The organism is Acidimicrobiia bacterium (assembly GCA_040289475.1).
In the GTDB taxonomy this organism is placed as follows: Bacteria; Actinomycetota; Acidimicrobiia; order ATN3; family PSLF01; genus PSLF01.
On record PSLF01000001.1, the window covers coordinates 230043 to 248759 of the forward strand.

Consider the following 18717-nt stretch of genomic DNA (forward strand, 5'->3'; position numbering starts at 1 on the left):
TCAGCAGGGGACGCCGTCTAGTCGCACGCCGACAGCCTCCTAAGCCGAGCTACCGGGCTTCTTCTGCGGCACTGCGCCTGGAAGTGTAGGCACGGCCCGTAACAAAGCTCCGAACAAGATGGTTCCAGTAGCAGCCAATGCAAACTTCAACTTCGTAACAGACGAACTCGTCGTGCTTGCTGATAAGGAACTCCATCTTGTCGGGCGTGCAAATCCTTCCGTTGTACCTCCTCAGGCTGGGACCGAAGGCGTAAGAGACGCGCTTTAATTTTCGCTCCCTGCACACCGGGCATCGCTGAGAGGCATCGGAGCCTAAACTAGACGCCGCCCTGACGAGCTCCGGGTGTGCATCGCAGATGTCGGCTTTAGAGATGCGGCCTGTCCTGAAGCGCCTTATAACATCGTTCTTTGCGAATGTGTAATCGACGACTCGTCCGATCATATCGACACGTCCCAGATCCAGCATCACGAGGCTCTATCCGCCGAGCAGTCTGCACGACCTAGATGCCATCCCTTCCAAGATAACCCAGCTGGCCATGAGATTGGGCACTCTCGTTCGTTCATTTGCAAGGACGCGGAAACATAACTGTCTGCTATATTGTTGGTCTTGCTAGCCACGTGCTAGTTGGGTCGCGGCGCCTAGCTCTTAGCGCCGCCAGCAGTGGTTCGTTCTCCCGGCCTCACCGAGGCGGCGATCGGGTAGCGTCAGACCGACGTCTGCGAGTCAGTGGTTTGCAGCCCTTCTCCGATCCGGTCTCGCGCCGTAGCTTCTGGGATCCAGCAGGAGTATCGAAGGTGCTAGGCCGAACAGGGCTGTCTAAGCAAAGCCTGAGCGCACCGCCGGGCAATGGTGACGTCCTAGGACCGGGCGGCGACAGCCTGCAGGAGGTGAAAAAATGAGCAAAAAGGTAAAGGTTGCGATCGCCGGAGTCGGTAACTGCGCCTCGGCTCTGGTTCAAGGTATCGAGTACTACAAAGACGCGCGACCAGACGAATTTGTTCCTGGGCTAATGCACACAGTGCTCGGCGGATACCACGTAAGAGACGTTGAGTTCGTTGCCGCATTCGACGTGGACGCGGCAAAGGTAGGCGTAGACCTCGCCAAGGCCATCTTCGCCCCGCCCAATAACACTCTCCGCTTTGCTGAAGTTCCCGAGCTCGGCGTCGAGGTCATGCGCGGGCCAACCTTGGACGGCTTTGGCAAGTACTACAAACAGTCAGTGGAAGAATCACCAGCGGAAGCCATAGATGTTAGCTCTGTCTTGGTCAAGTCTGGCGCCGACGTGCTGGTGAGCTACCTACCGGTGGGCTCCGAAGAGGCAACCCGGTACTACGCTCAGGCTGCGTTGGAGGCGGGCGTTGCCTTTGTGAACTGCGTGCCTGTTTTTATCGCCAAGGATCCTTCATGGGCTAGAAAGTTTTACGAGGCCGGATTACCCATCGTCGGAGACGACATAAAAAGTCAAGTCGGCGCCACGATTACTCACCGGGTCTTGGCCAAGCTTTTCGAGGACCGCGGGGTGGTCCTTGACCGAACAATGCAACTTAACGTTGGCGGAAACATGGACTTCAAGAACATGCTCGAGCGAGAGCGACTCGAGTCGAAGAAAATTTCGAAGACCAATGCTGTCACCAGCCAGCTTCGTCAGGGTATCGAACCCGAGAATGTACACATCGGGCCCTCCGACTACGTGCCCTGGCTTCATGATCGAAAGTGGGCGTACATACGTTTAGAGGGCCGAGAGTTCGGAGACGCTCCCATAAGCCTCGAATTCAAGCTCGAGGTGTGGGACAGCCCTAACTCTGCCGGCGTCGTTATCGACGCGATCCGTTGCGCGAAGCTCGCCATGGACAGGGGAGTTGGCGGGCCTCTGATTGGTCCCTGTGCCTATTTCATGAAGAGCCCGCCGGTTCAATTCTCCGACGACGAGGCTCGCCAGATGGTCGAGGAGTTTATTGCTGGGGAAGTATCTGACGTAGCCCAAGCAGCCCTCACCGAATTCCTGGCACAGCAGTAATAAAACGGGGACTCAGTGTCGGCCGGCGCGCCGCGCACCGCAGGAAGGGCCTTGGTCGGAATAGCTACCGCTGGGGCTTTGCTGCTCGCGACAGCGCTTGTTTACAAGGGAAGGTTGGACTTTACACGATCCCCTGCAGGTGCGCCCTCCGGAGGGTGCGCGGCGCTTCCCTCCAATCCGTCATCCTTGCCGACCGACCAAGTTGCAGCCCGTGGATCGGCTGGTACAGTCGCCATAGCTGCTCCCGTTCAGCCTCCACAGAAAACAACCGTCGATAGCGTGTCCGTTGTCAGAGTCGGCATCAAAATAGAGCGGAGCCTGTTAGGATACGATCAGTATCGGTGCGAGGGCAATGTCGACCTCTACCTCCCCGCCCCCCCTGACCTCGCCGTTCAGCCGGAGCTACTTCCATCTCCAGGCAAACGAATCTTTGTTTACATAAGTGCAATCAAACTCGGGCGAGATGTCGTGCCCTCGCTTGCGGATGCAGCAATTCAAATACCTTCGACGGCCAAGCCTGTCGTGATCGAGGCCAAGAGCTCCCCGTCTCTAAAGGAAGGTGTCACTCAGCTTCCCAGCTATCTGATTGCTCCTGCATCTCCTAAAGCGCCCACGTTTCTTCCCGACCCCCAGGTGCCTTTGAGAGTCACTCTCGCCAACACGACCAGCTCAAAGCTTGATCGCCAGAAGCTCGAGGAGTTCGGGATCCAAAAATGGTCAGCTACAATCGCCACTCCGGCTGGACAATTTACCGCTAGCCAAGATTTCAATCTTTCATCGATTCCCACGCTGGAGCCCGGACAAAGTTACAGCTTTACCACGGTAGCGACATTCAAAGAGCTTGCGGACCGCCGCATCCAGCCAGGAAATGCGGTAATGTCCGGGGAGATACCGACAAAAAGCCGCCCCATACAAGCTCCTGGCGTGCAGATAACATTCACTGAGATTTGAACCTATTTAATGATTCAAATAAACCCCAGGTTAGCGACAGCTTCTTACAGTCCTTCTGCTCCGTCACATAATCGTGCATCGGGAGACTTCTTACCGCTACCCGGTCTGCGCGAGCCCTTCGATTTCCTCGATGGCCTCTCGGACCGCCTCCTCGACTTCTGTGGCTTTGTCGAAGTGCCCAGCCAACTTATGGAACTCCGCGAGCGCCATTCCTGCGTACCTCACAAGAAACACGTTTTCCGAGGCGCTCGCAGTGGAAAAACTCGCCTGAAGCGCGGCCTCTGCTTTTTCAGGTGCACCTCTGGCTGCCGCCAACTCCCCGCGTACTATCCCCTCTACTACCTCGCTGTATACATCTTGTGTCGGCAAGCTAGTTGCTTCCTCCAGTGCAGCCTCAGCCTCGTTGAGACGGCCCATTTTCACCAAGGCTCGTGCATACTCGAGCAGCAAGGGTTTTGCGACAGTAGCTCTCTCTTCAACCCCTCCAGCCACAGCATCCAGAGCTGACTCGCGGAGTTCCTGGGCCTCCGCTGTCTGTCCGGCTGCCTCTGCCAAATTAGCCGCGACCCTCAGCATCTCAAGCCTCCATGGGCTCCCCGGCGCTTGGGCATCTTCGAACGTAAGATATGCCTCTCGTAGGCGGAGGGCTGCGAAGTCGAGGCGACCCGTCTGGAGTGCCAAGTCCGACAAGTAGACCAGGGCTCCCCCTGCAAGCGGAGTGTTTCCCGAAAAACGGGCACACGTGTATGCATCCAACAAAATCGATTCCCCGGCTTCGACGTGGCCAAGGCTAGCCTTTGCACGCCCCAGATAGAGACTCGCTAGAGCCTGGGCTAGCCGGTCTTGTAGTTTCTCCGCAAGCTCCAGCGTGTGTTCGGAAAGCTGAGCGGCTTTTCTGACTTCGCCCAGTTCGAAGTAAGCAGCTCCCGCTACACCAGCAGCAAAAGCTTCTCCCCTTACCTCTCCCGCTTCGTGCGCAAGACGCATTAGGTTTTCCCCGCTCGCCGCTACCTCTTCAAAACAACCCTCCCAGTAATCCAGCAGTCCAAGAGCGACAATCGCACCGCCTACTGCTGGAATGCTTCCTGCCCCAGAGGCGAGCATCAGAGAGTCCTCGAGAAGCCGCCGCGCTTCTACCGGTTCCCCCAGTAAGTAGTGGCCCACGCCGGCCAGTTGTAGTGCGGTCGACTCTAGATATTCGCTCCCGATCTCTCTAGCCTTTGAAGCCGCCTCGAGTGCTCGCTGCACTCCCCGGCGAGGAGCACCGCCCATTACGAGCAACTCGGCCTGCGCTATCTCCGCCTTTACTACCCCTCCCGCTTCGCCCGCTCTCTCCCAAATTGCGCCAGCCTCCTCTGCGAGCTGTACCCCGCCTGCCAGATCGCCCTTTCTTTGCTGGATATGTGCGAGCGTGAGAAGGCAACGAGCCTCGCTAGCAAGATCTCCCTCGGCGCGCGCTAGCTCGGCCGCGGACTCGACAACCTCTTCGGCTTCGCTCAGCTTCCCTAGACCAAAAAGGACCCACGCCAACCCCTCCATTGAGGTAGCTGTTGGCGGCATAAGCCCGTGAGCGCGACGATAAAGCCTTTCTGCTTCTCTGTATAAAGTCATACCCGAAGCCCTGTGGGCCATCTTTACCAGGAAATCGAAGGCGCGCTTGCGTGCCCTCCTTTGCTCGCCCGGCCCGGCCAGTTTTGCGGCCTCTTCGTAGTGATAGGCAATCTCCTCGCCGGACAGGTTGTAAACCGCTTGCGCGGATAGTTCGGATCCTCCCTCGGTCAAGTCCCGAGTAGATATGGGCTGCCATGTATTTTCCATCCATTCGCCGACGCGCGAGTGCAACCTCGATCTTGCGCTCTTGGGAAGTAGTCTGTAAGCAGTCTCCCGAACCAAGCCGTGCTTGAACCGAAAACTCCCCCGTACCCCGACACCAGATTTCTCCTCGACAACGAGTCCCTCTGCCTCTAACTGGGCTAGCCCTACCATGACGGATTCTTTGTCGACACCCGACACAGCCGACAACGCTTCAGCCGAAAATCTGTCGCCTATTACCGATGCAACTTGGAGCAAGTCCCTCAGCTTAGGACTGAGGGCGTCCAGTCGAGCTCCGATGACCGATCTGAGCGTTAGGGGCAGCGCATCGGAGGAAGACTCCTCTAGCTCAAGAACTTTTTGCTCTCCTCGCCGAAGCCCTTGGCCGCGTAGGTATGCGACAAGCTCGGATATAAACAGAGGGTTACCTCCCGCCCTTCGCACTACAAGATCTACGACGTCTTGGCTGACCTGAGCGGGAGCAAACAGCTCTCGAGTCAGCTGGGCCGAAACCTGCTCGGGAAGAGAGCCGATTTCGGTAGTGTGCGACTGCCTTTTTCCTCCGCCCCAGGATGGCCTGCGGTCGAGCAGCTCCGGTCGCGCTATCGCGCACACGACGAGCGCCCCCGACGCTGAATCCCGACTGGCGCGGTCGATGACATCGAGGAGCTCATCCTCTGCCCAATGAACGTCGTCGAACACGAGAATCAACGGAAACCTCTGTGAGGCTGCTTGAAACAGAGCAACTAGGGGGGCCGCAACGTCGCGAGTAGCCTCTTCCTCTTCACCCTCTTCTAGCCCCATAGCCTCTAAGATCCGCCTCTGCAAACCCCTAGAGGGAGCCGGGGCAGAGTCGAAAATGGCCGCCGTCGTCTTTGTGACCTTCTCTTTTACAACTTCGGTTGGGTCGGCATCGTTAATCCCGCACAGCTGGCGAGCCATCTCCACGAGCGGATACAGCGTCGAGGTGGAGCCGTAGGGCAGCGTTCTCCCCCACACCGCGACAAAACCTTCCTTTTCCAGGCTGTCGACAGCCTCTTCTACCAAGCGAGTTTTTCCTATACCGGGCTCGCCTACGATTGTGATCAGGTACGGACGCTTGAGATCCGCGGCAACTCGTGCCAGAATTCTCACCGCCTGAAGCTCTTCGGAGCGGCCAAGAAAAGGGCTGTGAATACCTCGCGCTTTCTCAATTTCCCTACCGGAAATGCCCGGAGGGCCTAAAGCAGCTTCGAGGGAGTAGGCAACTACGGGCTTGGATTTCCCTTTCGCAGTTATTTTGCGCGGCTTGGAAAATTCCAAAAGGGGAGAGCACAGCTCCTTGGTCTCTGAGCCTACCAAGATCTCGCCTGGACGAGCTGCTTGCTGAAGCCGTGCTGCGACATTTACTGCATCGCCGATCACCGTATACTCAGCGGCCCCTTCGCCCCCGAGTCTGCCGGCAACAACTTCGCCAGTGTTGACGCCAATCCTGATGTCGAATCCTATACCCCCACCTTCCCGTTGCGCATTCTCTCGGTTGTACGTCGCGACCTGCTCTCGCATCGCAAGAGCAGCCCGCACTGCCCGCTCAGTGTCGTCCTCGTGCGCAAGAGGAGCCCCAAATACTGCCATGATGTTGTCGCCGATGAACTTGTCCACGGTACCTCCGTACGACTCGACGACATCAGCAAGGGTTCTGAGCAGGCGGTCCACCGACTCTTTTACCGACTCTGCGTCGTGCCGTTCTGCCAGCGAGGTAAAGCCGCTGATGTCTGCAAAGACCACGGTCACCAGACGCCGCTCGTCCCTAGATAGGGGGGAAGATGCCTCGCTCCCAACACGAGGATCCTCTCGGGTAGCCTCCTCCTCCGCCGATAAAACATGGCTGCTGCCTCTTCCCTCTTGGACAACTTCCTCGCTCGGGGCGACAGACGGATTCGAACCGCCGCGAACACGTTGTCCTAAGCGACGAGGCAGACGCCGTGATCCTGCCGACACCCGCGCGCCGCAGGAAGGGCAGAACCGGGCGCCCAAAGGGTATGGCGCGCCGCACATTCCGCAGCGGTTTCCTAGCGGAAGTCCGCACTCGGTACAAAAGCGTGCGTTGGGCGTAAGCCTAGCTCCACACGAAGGGCAGGCCACAATGACCTCCAAAAACTTGCTTGAAATCCTGTCTCGTACACGAGCTCCGCTCAGAGCGGGATCGACCGAGGAATAGCAGGGCATCCCTCACCATACAGAACCTCTGTGACACAATCCTAAAGGCGCGTGTAACACGAATTTCTAGGAGAGATCATGGCCGATCCAATCTCTTCCCCTTCTACAGATCCAGTTACTACCTGGGACTCGATAGCCCCGGACTTTTACCGTGCCTTCCCTCCCGCTCCTCAAAGATTGAGTTACGGTCCACTCGTAGCTGGTGAAAATGATCTGAAGCTCCTGGGATCTGTTACCGGGAAACGCATCCTCGACCTAGGCTGCGGGGCCGGCTTCGGATCTATCGCGCTTGCGAAATCAGGTGCACACGTCATAGCAGTCGACTTTTCCGCACAGCGTTTGCAGATTGCCAGGCGGCTGGCTGAGCGCGAAGAAGCACGAGTGGAGTTCCGCCAAGCCGGTCTGTCAGAACTGATTTTCATTCCCGCTGACTCCATAGACATTGTGGTGTCCGCATGGTCCCTCAACTTCACCCAGGAGTGGTCTCGGGTGTTCCGGGCAGTCTCGCGGGTCCTAGCCCCTAGCGGGATTTTCGTACTAAGCGTCGAGCATCCAATATGGTCGTGCCTGGATCAAACGACCGGAGCGCTGTCTCGTCCCTACAGAGACGGATACAGCGCGCCCAGGCAGTTGATACCTGGAGATCCCGCATCTACAACAGAGTTCTACAGCTACACGATTGGAGGGACCGTCTCATCGTTGATGAAGGAGGGGTTCACCGTCCATCATCTTTTCGAGCTCCCGGCGATCGCACCGCCAACGGATCCGTGGTACAAGGTGTACGCACCCGAGCTAGCTCGGAACCTCCCCCCAGTTCTTCTAGTCAAATGCGGGCTGTGAACTGGCGGGGGCAACAAGTTCTTCGGCTGACCCCTCCTATTGGCAAGCACCTTTCATTGCGGCTGCAAATCACTGTCGACCCGCCACTTCCAGCCCCTTGCTTTGGGCCCACTCGGCCAGCCTTTTGTAAGCCTCCTCTTCGGAGATGGGGCCGTGGTCCAGCCTCAGCTCGAGCAGGTACTCCAGCGCCTCTCCCACCTGGGGCCCGGGGGGAATTCCCAGGAATTCCATGACCCTGTTGCCATCTAGCGGCGGCTTGATTTTAGCCAGCTCCTCTTTCTCACGAAGCTCCGCTATCCGCTGCTCTAGTTGATCCATGCGCCTGGCCAGCTCCTCGGCCTTACGTGGATTGCGGGTTGTGCAGTCACACCGTACCAACTCGTTGAGATCCTCTAGAAGCGGGCCGGCATCTCGTACATACCGTCTTACCGCTCGATCGGTCCATCCCATCGCGTAGGTGTGGAAGCGCAGATGTAGATAGACAAGAGTCCGTACCTCTTCGACTAACGCTTGGGGATACCTCAACTCCCGAAGCCGAGTCTCGGTTATTCGTGCCCCCACCACTTCGTGATGGTGGAAGGTCACCTTACCCTTCTCGTACGACCGCGTCGCCGGCTTGCCTACATCGTGAAATAGAGCTGCGAGCCGAAGCCTCAAGCGGGGAGAAACTTTTGCTGTCACCGCCACTGTGTGCGAAAGAACGTCTTTGTGTCGGTGAATAGGATCCTGTTCTAGGCGGAGTGCTGGAATCTCGGGAATGAATTCCTCTGCCAGCTTGGTGTCGACCAACAGCCACAGGCCCTGCGTCACGTGATCACCCACCAGCAGCTTGGAGAACTCGTCCCGAATCCTTTCTTTCGATACTATGGCCAAGCGCCTGCGCATCTGAGCCATTGCCTCCACAACCCGCTTGTCGGGACGAAAACCAAGTTGGGAAACGAATCGCGCCACTCTCAGCATGCGTAACGGGTCTTCATCGAAGGCTTGCTCTGGTCGGGTCGGCGTCCGCAGCCTTTTGTTGTGCAGATCCGAAGCTCCGCCCCAGGGATCGACAAGTTTCAAGGAAGGCAAAGAAATGGCCATGGCATTTATGGTGAAATCCCGGCGCTTCAAATCTTCCTCAATGGATTTACCGAACGACACCTGTGGCTTGCGCGAGTCCCTCGGGTAAACGTCCGACCTAAAAGTCGTTATCTCCACCTTGGTCCCACCAAGGTCGAGGCCTATGGTGCCAAATTCTTTTCCCGCCAGCCACACCGGTCCGAAGTTTCGGCCAATCTTCTCAATCTCATCGGGAAGCGCATCCGTCGCAAAGTCAATATCGGTCTGAGCGCGCCCTAGAAACAGGTCTCGCACAGTGCCGCCCACGAGATATAGCTGATAGCCAGAGTCGACAAACGCCGACACGAGCGCTTTGATGCGCTCGTTCATCAAAGACTCGAGTCGGGCAAAGACGCTGTGGTTCATTCGATCTGCACCTTAGCGACTTCGCCTTAAGGAAACTGCTCGAGTTTACGACGGTCCTCGCTCGAGAGCGCTATGTCCCTATCCCTAATACAAGAAAGACGGTACGGGGCCGGGAAAAAAGCTTTCCGGCCCCGTAAACCAACATACGAACAGCTTGCCCTAGCCTTGTGGAGGTGGAACCTGGGGCGGTGGCGCTTGTGGAGGTGGAACCTGGGGCGGTGGCGCTTGTGGAGGTGGAACCTGGGGAAATTGGGAGGGCATAGCCGCTTGAGGCGCGGAAGGGGGGGCTTGGGGCATCGGAGGTTGCGGCTGTGGTGGCGCTGTGTACCCTGCCTGGACGTAGCCCATACCAGTCCCCACTACCCCGGACACATCGACTACCCGGGTCTTTGCTACCATGTCGCCCAATCGCAACCGATCTTGTTGTACCAATAGCACGATCAGCTCGATTACACCCAGTAGCGAAAATAAAAGCTGACGCAGTATCGCAGCCCCCCAGTCGCACGGCGACCCATCTTGCTTGATCACTTTGATTCCCTGAAACTTTTTTCCTATGGTCTGGCCGTCCTTCGTTGCCTCAAAGTACGGCTTGTACAAAAAGCCAGCGGCCAGGCCAATGAGCCACAGGAACGGTATCAGAGGTGAAAGACGCAGCACCGCCAAAGGAATCGCAACGATGACTCCTATAACCAGGTAGATACCGACTGAGATCGCCCAGTCAATCAGCCCTGCGACAATCCGCTTGCCGACGTCCGCATTAGGAAGCGCGACCATTGCGCCTCCGTACCCCCCTGGGCCACCATAGGCAGGGGGCGGGGCAGGATATCCTTGCGGCGGACCGCCATAGCCGGGGGGAGGAGTTCCGTATTGAGGAGCGCCCATCGTAATCTCCTTTTCGATCGAGGGAGCGTTACTGAGTCGTGCGAACAATCGACACCGAAGCGATGTCCCAGGCCCCTAAGAGGCAATGCCTCGGCGAGAGCGCGCGTGCGACATTTCTTCACTAGCAGGCTATACGAAAACTACTCCCCTTTCAACTACATCAAAAGATGCCGAAACCAACCTTCCGCCACCGATCCTTACGGCCCGCCCCCGTGTATCTAGCCGGTCGGAGCTAATAGCCCTGCCTGCTGGAGCATGATTCGGAAATCGTGCGGGTTAGTCGCGGAGGTCATTGCATCTCTCAGCGACACAAGTCCGTTCTTGTACAGGTTGAACAGAGACTGATCGAACGTTTGCATACCGTAGTATTCGCCCTCGGCGATGATCTCAGGTATCTGGTGGGTCTCCTCCGGTTTCACGATCTTGTCGAAGACGCGGCCCGTCATAACGAGCACCTCGACCGCTGGGATCCTACCCGAGCCATCGGCTCTCTCTAGAAGCCGTTGGCTTATTATTCCTTTCAACGCGCCTGCCAGCGAGTGCCGAATCTGCTTTTGCTGATGCGGCGGGAAAAAGTCGATTATCCGGTTTATGGTTTCTGTGGCGTCGGTAGTGTGAAGAGTCGACAGAACGAAGTGGCCCGTCTCGGCTGCCGCCAAAGCCGCCCATACCGTCTCGGGGTCGCGCATCTCGCCAACGAAGATCACATCCGGGTCCTGGCGGAGGACTCTCTTCATTGCTTGCCTAAAGTCCTCCGTGTCCGTGCCGACCTCGCGTTGGTTGACAATTGCCATCTTGTCAGGATGAAGAATCTCGATCGGGTCCTCGATGGTGACGATATTCACTCGCTTCGTCGAATTGATGTGATCGATCATCGCCGCGATCGTGGTGGTCTTTCCAGAGCCGGTGGGTCCAGTAACAAGCACTAGTCCCCTTGGCTCTTCGGCAAGCCTCCTCACCACTGGGGGCAGACCCAGGGTTTCAAAGGGCGGGGCACCTGGCAATACGCGTCGCAAGACCAACCCGACTGACCCTCGTTGGCGAAATACATTCACCCTGAACCTGCCGACCCCCGACAGGGCGTATGCAAAGTCGGCCTCATTGATCTTGGTGAATTCGTCAGCCCGGTTTGCGGGCATAATCCGGTAGGCGATCTCTTCTAGCTCTTGAGGGGTTAGCGGTGGCCTGTCGTCCAACACAGTGAGCTGTCCGTCTATGCGTACTATGGGAGGTGAACCTGCCTTGAGGTGCAAGTCCGAGGCTCGTACTTCCACTACGACACGTAGGAGGTCATCGAGGTCGAGCTGGGCCATTGCTCCGCCCCTTTCTCGGGTATCGTCTGCCGCTACCGGACCAATCTCGCTTATCGGCGCCCCGGGGCTAAAGGTTGATACCTTAGCTAGGGTCGCCGGTAAAAGATGTCTTCTTTTGCGAACTAACAGTTCGAAAAAGCTAGCTTTAGCCGGGCGGCTACTGCGAGAGTAAATCCTGGATTCATGGTATCACCGGAACAATCCACACCCCCCGAAGAGTCCAAACGGCAGCCAATGGTCCTCTTCCGCAAGGGAAAATCCGTGCTCGAACTTAGATTCTGGTACGGCCCGAGTGGCGCGCGCCCCGTTATCGCATCCAGATCCACGGCGCTTCCCAGCCCCTCTATGCTCGAGCAAGCGTTGGCTGTAGCAGCCCAGGCTGGAATCGATACCCTCTACACCGAGGCCTTACACCCGGCCATGGCAGCTCTGTTTCTAACAGCGGGTTTTACCGTTACAGAAGAGCTCGTCGTTTTGAGTCGTCGTCTAGGCCTGGTATCGCGATTACCGGCTGCAAAAAGGCCTAAGGTTCCAATAGAGATAGCTTTCGTAGATTCCAGCGCGGATCCCTCCTGCTACGAGGAGCTCGCCGTCCTCGACAGACGGGCCTTTGACGGGTTCTGGTCTCTAGATTCCCGCGGTCTATGGGAGGCTGTACGGTCCACCCATACAGCCTCCGTTCTCGTTGCTAGGTGTGTGGCCCAACGCGGCGAAACTTCGTCGCCCACAGATAAGTCAGCTGCTTTCTCTCAGAAAGATTTAGCTGACGGCACAATTTCCCTTTTCGATACCTCTTTTGCTGGAAACGTCGTCGCTTATGCGATAGTCGGGTATTACAAACGAACAGCCTATCTCCAGCGCCTAGCCGTGGATCCGGCGCTCGAGGGAAACGGCATCGGCACTAGCATCGCAGTGGCTGCCCTGGCTCGGGCCAAGCGCCGCCTGGCTGCGATAATGTGGGTAAACACGCCTGTTCGCAACGAGCGCGCCCTCTCGCTATACGAATCCCTCGGGTTCAGGAGACATCCCACGCCGCTTCTCGTACTAAAAAGACAGTTCACGACATCGTCGATCTCTCGAGAACCTCGATCTGCCCCCAAGCCGGCCACCATGCCCGGAGTTAACGATGACGATGACTCCTAGCTATCGAGTTTTCCCCGCGTCTAAGCGCTTCGGACTGCTTGTTCTAGTCATTTTTCTGGCTTTAGCTCACGCGGTAGGCAGGGGAGCTGTGCCCGCCGCGGCTGCGTCGAAGCTGGAGCACGAGAGAGTTCCGCGTGCTCACGCACCAGCGGTGCTGTACCGAGAAACGCCCGACTCTCCCGTGTTTACCGAAATTGTCCAAGGTAGTGCTTTTTCCGAGTCTGCACCCGCTGTACAGCTGGAAATAACTGCTCAATCGTTTTCGGTCTTTCCGGGATCGGATGTTTTTGTCGACGCACTTCTTAAAATTCGCGACCGTCGCTTCCTCTCCGATACTGCAACAGCTGATCTTCTTCTGAGTGCACCAATTCAGTCGCCCTCCGCTTTGCACGCGGTGTTAGAGGGCAAAGAGACTGTCACCTCTCACAGGGTCGCACGTCACTCCCTGGCTATTCCGTCCTCTATGAACGGGCAGGAGCACTCAGTAACTGTTCCTGTTTCTTTTCGAGCCAAAGCCAACGTAGCGTCTGCAGAAGAGAAGTCGATTACTTTTCCCAACACGGGGGTTTATCTACTCAAGATCGCCGTCTTCTCATCACCGCGAGACGACGTACCTGTCGCTACGGCTGAGACCTTCGTTGAATTCTCATACGGTAAGCCGTCCCCGAGGCTCTACGTCGGGCTGGTTGCCCCCCTAGCCGCTCCCCCGCTGGCGAGCTCGCTAGACAAGCGCTTCTCGGCATCCGATAGCTCATCGCCGGCCCTAGACCGCGGTACAGGCCGTGACGCGCCCTTCTCCCGTGAGGAAATGTCCCGACTGGCACGCCTGGCAAAGATCTACGGATCCGCTACCGATTTGCCCCTATCTCTCGCCTTTCAGCCATCCACCATTAGCGAGCTTGCAGGCTTGGCGTCGGCACGAGACGCCTCCTCCGTTGACTCCGCCCTATCTAAAGCGACTCTCGATTACGCGGTCGCTGCTGCTCGAGATTCAAAAAACGAAGTTCTCTCTTCCCCGTTCTGCTTCCTGACGGCTCCGTTCTACTCGAGTCAGGCGCTCCAAGCGGAACTCGCCAGGCAGTGGGAGCTCGGACGCCGCGTCCTCGAGGATGTCACCTCCAGGAGTGGAACTACCGAGGTTGCCCTTCCTCCCCTAGATGGATTCGACCTAGCTTCGCTCAGGCGCGTGCCGGACGCGGGATTCGGGGCGGCGCTTATGAGGTCTACCGACTTCGGCGAGAAAACCCGCCCCCCAAGAACTCAACCGGTGCTGGCCGATATCGGTGACGGTTCGGTTCTCCCGGTCTATGCGGCGCTAGACGAAATTTCTCCCGCCCTTGCAGCTTTGGACATGAAAACGCCGCGTCTTTCGCCTGCTGCAGTTGCCGCCACCCTAACCACGATAGCACTGGATTCCTCCACCCCAAAGGGTGTGCTCCTACTCCCTCCGTTTCGCTGGAATCCAGACCCCCTGGGCCTCGAGGCATTCGTCTCTATGCTCACCCAGTCTCCGTTTTTGACGGTCGTTCCCGTCAGCGACCTCTTCGAAAAAGTTCCGCTTGCAATTGGCCCGAAGAAAGGGCGGGCCATATCTCAGGTTCGCTCTCGCAGCAGCGACGGCCGGCAGTCGCTGGTTCCATCTGTCACCAATGCAACATTGGCAGTCGAAGGGCTCCGATCGATGGCGGGTGCGACCAGCCCATTGGTGATCGATGCAACCCGAGCACTAGATCTCGCACCCTCCGTCGCCCTCGCACGGGATCCGGACTCCTCGCCGGAGGCTGGAGAGCCGGCTTTCGACGCTGGTTATCTCGAAGTCGATCGTTTCGTTAGAGCGATAGCATCAAAGATCTCCATCCCCCCTACCGCGGGCATCACCCTCACAGCTCAATCGTCTCTCATTCCTTTGCGCATCGAAAACGCTCTGGATCAGCCCGTGGACGTCGCCATATCACTCAGCAGCGACAAGCTTGTTTTTCTCAAGGGGGAGACGATGTCGCCGGTCACCGTGCCTCCTGGAGGCTTCACAGTCAATATTCCTGTCGAAGCGGAGTCAACGGGAGCATTTCCGTTGCACGTTTCCGTTTCCTCTCCGGACGGCAAACTTGTCCTAGCCTCCCAACGACTGGGGGTGCGTTTCATGCGGGTCGGGCCCCTCGCCTTGGCTCTTGGGGCCGGCGCCCTATTCGTGCTCGCCTACTGGTGGGCTAGCGACACCATTCGTCGGCGACGCAAAGGGGATGTGGCATCTGATGCCCAGAGCCAAACATAATTTGACACGATAACCGCGCTATCGACGGCGGGAGATAAACCCTCTTCCTCTCTGCGCGGGTTAGTATTTACCGGGTCCGGTACTCCGCTGTCGAGATTCTGGAGGTTTCTGTTGGGCACAAGAGCGGCCCGTCACCGAGACGAATATGGTCAAACGAAGTTCTGGCAGCTATTTGTAATCCTTATAGTTCTCGTAGTCCTAGGCTATGATGCACTTTCCCCCCAGATAGTAAAACTTCAGCTTTCTGACAAGGCGAAGAGTGCTGCCTTGGATGCCTCGCAGACGGCCGTTCGCTCCGCGGCGGCTTCTTACGCAGAAAAGTACAATACGGTTTGCAGCATCGTGGTCAAGAACCTGCAGGAGTATGGGGCCAAGCTGATCCCTCCGAGGCCTGGAAGCGACTGTCCGGACCTAGACCTCGATGGCACAGTTACTTTCAGCGCGGAGAAACCAGCTCCCTCTTTGGTCTTGAAGCACTTAGGGCTCCGCAACTACTACACCGTAAGGGTGGACGTCAACGTCCGCTTCAGCGGTGGCATCTAAGCGCGAGCTTTCAGGCAGGTATGTCCTTAGGAGGCTTCTCGCCTCTGGTGGACAAGCATCGGTTTGGGAAGCTCGCGACATCCGCTTAGGTCGACAAGTGGCCGTAAAGCTCCTCTCCCCCGAGATGGCAGCCCGCCCCGGCGTTGTAGAACGATTCAGGCGAGAAGCGCTGGCTGCTGCTTCTCTTCTACACCCCAACATCGCCCAGGTCTACGACTCCGGGCGAGAGGATGGCAGCTATTTCATAGTCATGGAGCTGTTAGAGGGCGGTTCGCTCGCACAACTCCTCGCAATCAGGCCATTGGACCAAACCGAGGCTGCGGTCGTCGGAACTGCTGTTGCTAGGGCCCTCGCCTATGCCCACTCCAAAGGAATCCTCCACCGAGACGTAAAGCCCTCCAACGTCATATTCACCCACACTGGGTTTCCCAAACTCGCTGACTTTGGAATCGCTCGCAGCCTCGATACCCTGTCATCCGAACTCACCTCTGACGGCGCTGTGGTGGGGACGCTTTCTTACATGGCCCCGGAGCAGATTCTTGGCGGGTCGATAAGCGAGGCCACCGACATTTACTCGCTGGGGCTCGTTCTATACGAAGCCCTCTCAGGTCGGAATCCCCGCAAAGAAGCGAGTTTAGCCCGGGCGGCAGCGAGAGCATCGATGTCGCTTCCCTCCCTCGCGCAGATCGTAGACGGACTCGACCCAGAGATCGTCGGACTCGTGGATAGTTGCTTAGCCGTGGACCCAGCTTCGAGACCCCAGCGGGCAGACGCGGTTGCAGAGGTGCTATCGGGCTTTACGTTCGGAAAGACAGAGCTGGACCTTACGCTGTTTTCAGGGCCCGAAGACGAGGCGGCCACTGTAACGGCCAACACCCAGGGTCTAGCGGTCGCAAACCCCAAAGTCGTGTCCGGGCGGGGCGACACTGCATCGCTCTTAATCGCCCCCCCTAACGAAGTCGACCTCCCAGAAAGGGCGAGTGCCTTATCTGAAGAGGTTCATGTACCGTCTCTTTCGCGGGCGCTGAGGGTCGCCACCGTCCGAGGCTCTTTACGGTTCGCGGCTGCAGTATTCGTAGCCGCTGTATTCGGATGGATAGGGTGGAACACCGCCGGAGCGCTGTCTTTTCGCCTAGCGCACCTCATATCGAAAGTATTCACCTTTGCTGGTCAGTGAAAAAATTGCCTGGCGACACGGTTCCTCACTCGATGGTTAAAAAAGAAGAACAGGAGAGTCTAGAGGCCCGCATAAAAAAGCTGGCTGCAGCTTACTTACGATCTCCAAGCGCGGAGACGGCGGCAAAGCTCGCGGACGCCGTGTATCCGACTCTGTTCTGGGCGGCCTTCGAGATTGGCGGAACCTTCGAGGAGATATCGGCCTCGACGCTCGCTGCGCTTCGCGCCTACTTCCAAAAGTTGCAAGATCCTTCCGTTCTCGAGGATCAGTCGGTGGCGTCCCTCTATCGTCTGACTTTTTCCGTCGCTGCAAGCCGGGCCATTGACCACGAGCGACAGCCCAACAGGCCCTCATCCCCAGGCACCGAGGCGTCCCGGAGCAACGAGGATCTACTAGAAGTAGGCAAGACATCGCCTACACCTCTGAACGAGAGCGCGCGACGGGGCGTGGCGATTCTAAAAAAAGCAGCTGGTGATCCATCGAGATGTTTGTCCCTGGCTCCCGCTGTAAGAGAAGCTCTTGGATCGCTTCCCGCTCGCTATAGAGTGGCAGTAAGAATTTACTTGTTATCGCCCAGCCCGTTCTCAGAAGTCCCGCACGAGCTGCTCGATGCGAGCGGGGAGGCAATTAAAGGCCCTTCGACCGTTGCTGCCCTTGCCTCGGCTGCGGCAGTTGCACTTTTCGAACACATCGGAAGGGTCGTCGACGATGAGTAGCGCTTCTCACGTCCCTTTGAGCAAGGTGATTGAGGTCATATCTTCTGGCGCACCAAAGAGCGATCGCGCTGTGCTCGAGCATCTTCAAAAATGCGAAGAGTGCCGGCTCGTCGCTGAAGGCTATGCGGCCCTCCGCAAAGTTGTCCGCAATTTGCCTCGGCCGGATCCGCCCGAGGAACTTCGCAAGCAAGCGGTTTCGCTCGCTGCTACCCTGGCCCAAGACCAGATCCGGCGCCGCAGGGTCAACCGGATGCGCATCGCCCTGAGCGCCATCTTGGCCGGCGCAGTCCTGGCGGGCTTTGGGGTGTGGCAATGGACTAGGACTCGCACCCCCTCCGGAATCGAAGCTCCCACACCTGCTCCCCCTTCCCGCGACAGCGTAGTTACCCCTTCTCCAGACAGCCAGAGGGCCCCGAGTCCGCAGCCTACCTTTGTTTCTAAGGGGCGTATATTCGATGACGCGCAGCGCGTCCGAGATGCCCTCAGCTCCGACCCGACAGTGGAGGCGTTCCGCCGGTACTACAAGGCATCGGACGTCGGCTCTAACCAGCGGTCGATGCAAATGCAGCTCGGAGAGCTCGCCGGGAACGTCAAGGGTAGAACTCCGGCCGAGTGTATGAACGTCGTCTTGCGAGGAATACCCCGGCCAACCCTTCCCGCCTATGTGGAGCGGGCTCGCTACAACGGCCGAGATGCATGGCTAATGGTGTTTGTATATTCGCCAGATTCCCAGCCCGACTCCGCCCTATCGGGAGTAATCTTTTACGCTACGGCTGTCGAAGACTGCACCTTTCTCGCGACAGCGTTTTGGGCCTAGCTGAGTCGAGCGGCTCTGCTCTCTGTTATATTCGCTCGTACTCACAGCCTTTCTGGGAGGGCTTCGAAGGCTTCGCAGACGGCCACGGTTTTCTTTTCGATATCGAAGACTTGGAGGCGCAAACGAACATGGACGACGCCCCGCACCCCGGCGGAGTAAGCGAGCCTAGACCCAAAGAGGGTAGGCTCCGATCTATAGCTGAACGAGACAGTCGGGCGGATTTGGGGGTGCTCGGCGATCCCGCCCTTGCAGTCAAAGTCGTAGATCGCATAGATGGCGCTATAGACATCGTCCGTAAAAGAGTAGTGCGGCCGATAGAGCGGGCGGCAACCGCCGTAGCCCTTGGCCTGCTGGCGGTCATAGCTGGCTCTGCCGCGCTGATTCTAATCCTCATCGGGGTTTTCCGGTTGGCCTCCGAGCTTTTCTCTCCCTACGAATGGATTGCTCACGCGATCTTGGGGGTTTTACTCGTTACCGTAGGAATCTTCGTCTTTTGGAAAAAGGCCTTCAGGGAGAACTGATGCTCGACATCACCCCGCGTCGGTGGACACTAGCTTAAGCCTGTGG

The 18717-nt window shown here is 57.8% G+C and carries 15 protein-coding genes; 10 read left to right on the forward strand and 5 right to left on the reverse strand.

All coding sequences use genetic code 11. The features are described 5' to 3' along the window. Nucleotides 1-49: 49 nt before the first annotated feature. Complete coding sequence (locus tag C4318_01045; protein MER3453732.1) at nucleotides 50-466, reverse strand: hypothetical protein; 417 nt, start codon at nucleotides 464-466, stop codon at nucleotides 50-52. A gap of 430 nt (nucleotides 467-896) precedes the next feature. Here C4318_01045 and C4318_01050 point away from each other — a divergent pair, with 430 nt between their 5' ends. Further along, nucleotides 897-2018, forward strand: a complete 1122-nt coding sequence (locus C4318_01050; protein ID MER3453733.1) for an inositol-3-phosphate synthase — start codon at nucleotides 897-899, stop codon at nucleotides 2016-2018. A 51-nt stretch (nucleotides 2019-2069) separates the two neighbouring features. Further along, nucleotides 2070-2969 (forward strand): hypothetical protein, encoded by a 900-nt coding sequence (locus tag C4318_01055; protein ID MER3453734.1) that lies wholly within the window; start codon nucleotides 2070-2072, stop codon nucleotides 2967-2969. Nucleotides 2970-3065: 96 nt separating this feature from the next. Here C4318_01055 and C4318_01060 read toward each other — a convergent pair whose 3' ends face one another. Next, nucleotides 3066-6989: a hypothetical protein gene (locus C4318_01060; GenBank protein MER3453735.1), complete on the reverse strand. Its 3924-nt coding sequence runs from the start codon at nucleotides 6987-6989 to the stop codon at nucleotides 3066-3068. A 69-nt stretch (nucleotides 6990-7058) separates the two neighbouring features. Here C4318_01060 and C4318_01065 point away from each other — a divergent pair, with 69 nt between their 5' ends. Next, complete coding sequence (locus C4318_01065; protein MER3453736.1) at nucleotides 7059-7820, forward strand: hypothetical protein; 762 nt, start codon at nucleotides 7059-7061, stop codon at nucleotides 7818-7820. A 69-nt stretch (nucleotides 7821-7889) separates the two neighbouring features. Here the strand turns inward: C4318_01065 and C4318_01070 are convergent, their stop codons facing one another. The 3 genes from C4318_01070 to C4318_01080 form a co-directional block, all read right to left on the reverse strand. Next, entirely contained in the window at nucleotides 7890-9287 is a 1398-nt protein-coding gene (locus tag C4318_01070; protein MER3453737.1) for a CCA tRNA nucleotidyltransferase, read from the reverse strand. 159 nt (nucleotides 9288-9446) lie between these two features. Further along, nucleotides 9447-10169, reverse strand: coding sequence for a hypothetical protein (locus C4318_01075; GenBank protein ID MER3453738.1), 723 nt, complete (start codon nucleotides 10167-10169; stop codon nucleotides 9447-9449). 218 nt (nucleotides 10170-10387) lie between these two features. Beyond that, nucleotides 10388-11482 carry a type IV pili twitching motility protein PilT gene (locus tag C4318_01080; protein MER3453739.1) on the reverse strand — a complete coding sequence of 365 codons (1095 nt, stop codon included), beginning with the start codon at nucleotides 11480-11482 and terminating at the stop codon, nucleotides 10388-10390. Nucleotides 11483-11665: 183 nt separating this feature from the next. Between C4318_01080 and C4318_01085 the strand changes: the two genes are divergently transcribed. The 7 genes from C4318_01085 (at nucleotide 11666) to C4318_01115 (ending at nucleotide 18671) form a co-directional block, all read left to right on the forward strand. Further along, nucleotides 11666-12625: a hypothetical protein gene (locus C4318_01085; protein MER3453740.1), complete on the forward strand. Its 960-nt coding sequence runs from the start codon at nucleotides 11666-11668 to the stop codon at nucleotides 12623-12625. Beyond that, nucleotides 12615-14897 (forward strand): hypothetical protein, encoded by a 2283-nt coding sequence (locus tag C4318_01090; protein ID MER3453741.1) that lies wholly within the window; start codon nucleotides 12615-12617, stop codon nucleotides 14895-14897. The genes C4318_01085 and C4318_01090 overlap by 11 nt, the downstream gene beginning before the upstream one ends. A gap of 111 nt (nucleotides 14898-15008) precedes the next feature. Beyond that, the gene (locus tag C4318_01095) at nucleotides 15009-15440 is read left to right on the forward strand and encodes a hypothetical protein (GenBank protein ID MER3453742.1); all 432 of its coding nucleotides are present in this window, start codon (nucleotides 15009-15011) and stop codon (nucleotides 15438-15440) included. Then, nucleotides 15430-16617: a hypothetical protein gene (locus C4318_01100; protein ID MER3453743.1), complete on the forward strand. Its 1188-nt coding sequence runs from the start codon at nucleotides 15430-15432 to the stop codon at nucleotides 16615-16617. Before C4318_01095 ends, C4318_01100 begins: the two co-directional genes overlap by 11 nt. Further along, nucleotides 16614-17333, forward strand: a complete 720-nt coding sequence (locus C4318_01105) for a hypothetical protein (GenBank protein ID MER3453744.1) — start codon at nucleotides 16614-16616, stop codon at nucleotides 17331-17333. Before C4318_01100 ends, C4318_01105 begins: the two co-directional genes overlap by 4 nt. Further along, the gene (locus C4318_01110) at nucleotides 17326-18150 is read left to right on the forward strand and encodes a hypothetical protein (protein ID MER3453745.1); all 825 of its coding nucleotides are present in this window, start codon (nucleotides 17326-17328) and stop codon (nucleotides 18148-18150) included. The genes C4318_01105 and C4318_01110 overlap by 8 nt, the downstream gene beginning before the upstream one ends. Beyond that, nucleotides 18141-18671, forward strand: coding sequence for a hypothetical protein (locus C4318_01115; protein ID MER3453746.1), 531 nt, complete (start codon nucleotides 18141-18143; stop codon nucleotides 18669-18671). Before C4318_01110 ends, C4318_01115 begins: the two co-directional genes overlap by 10 nt. Nucleotides 18672-18717: the final 46 nt, after the last annotated feature.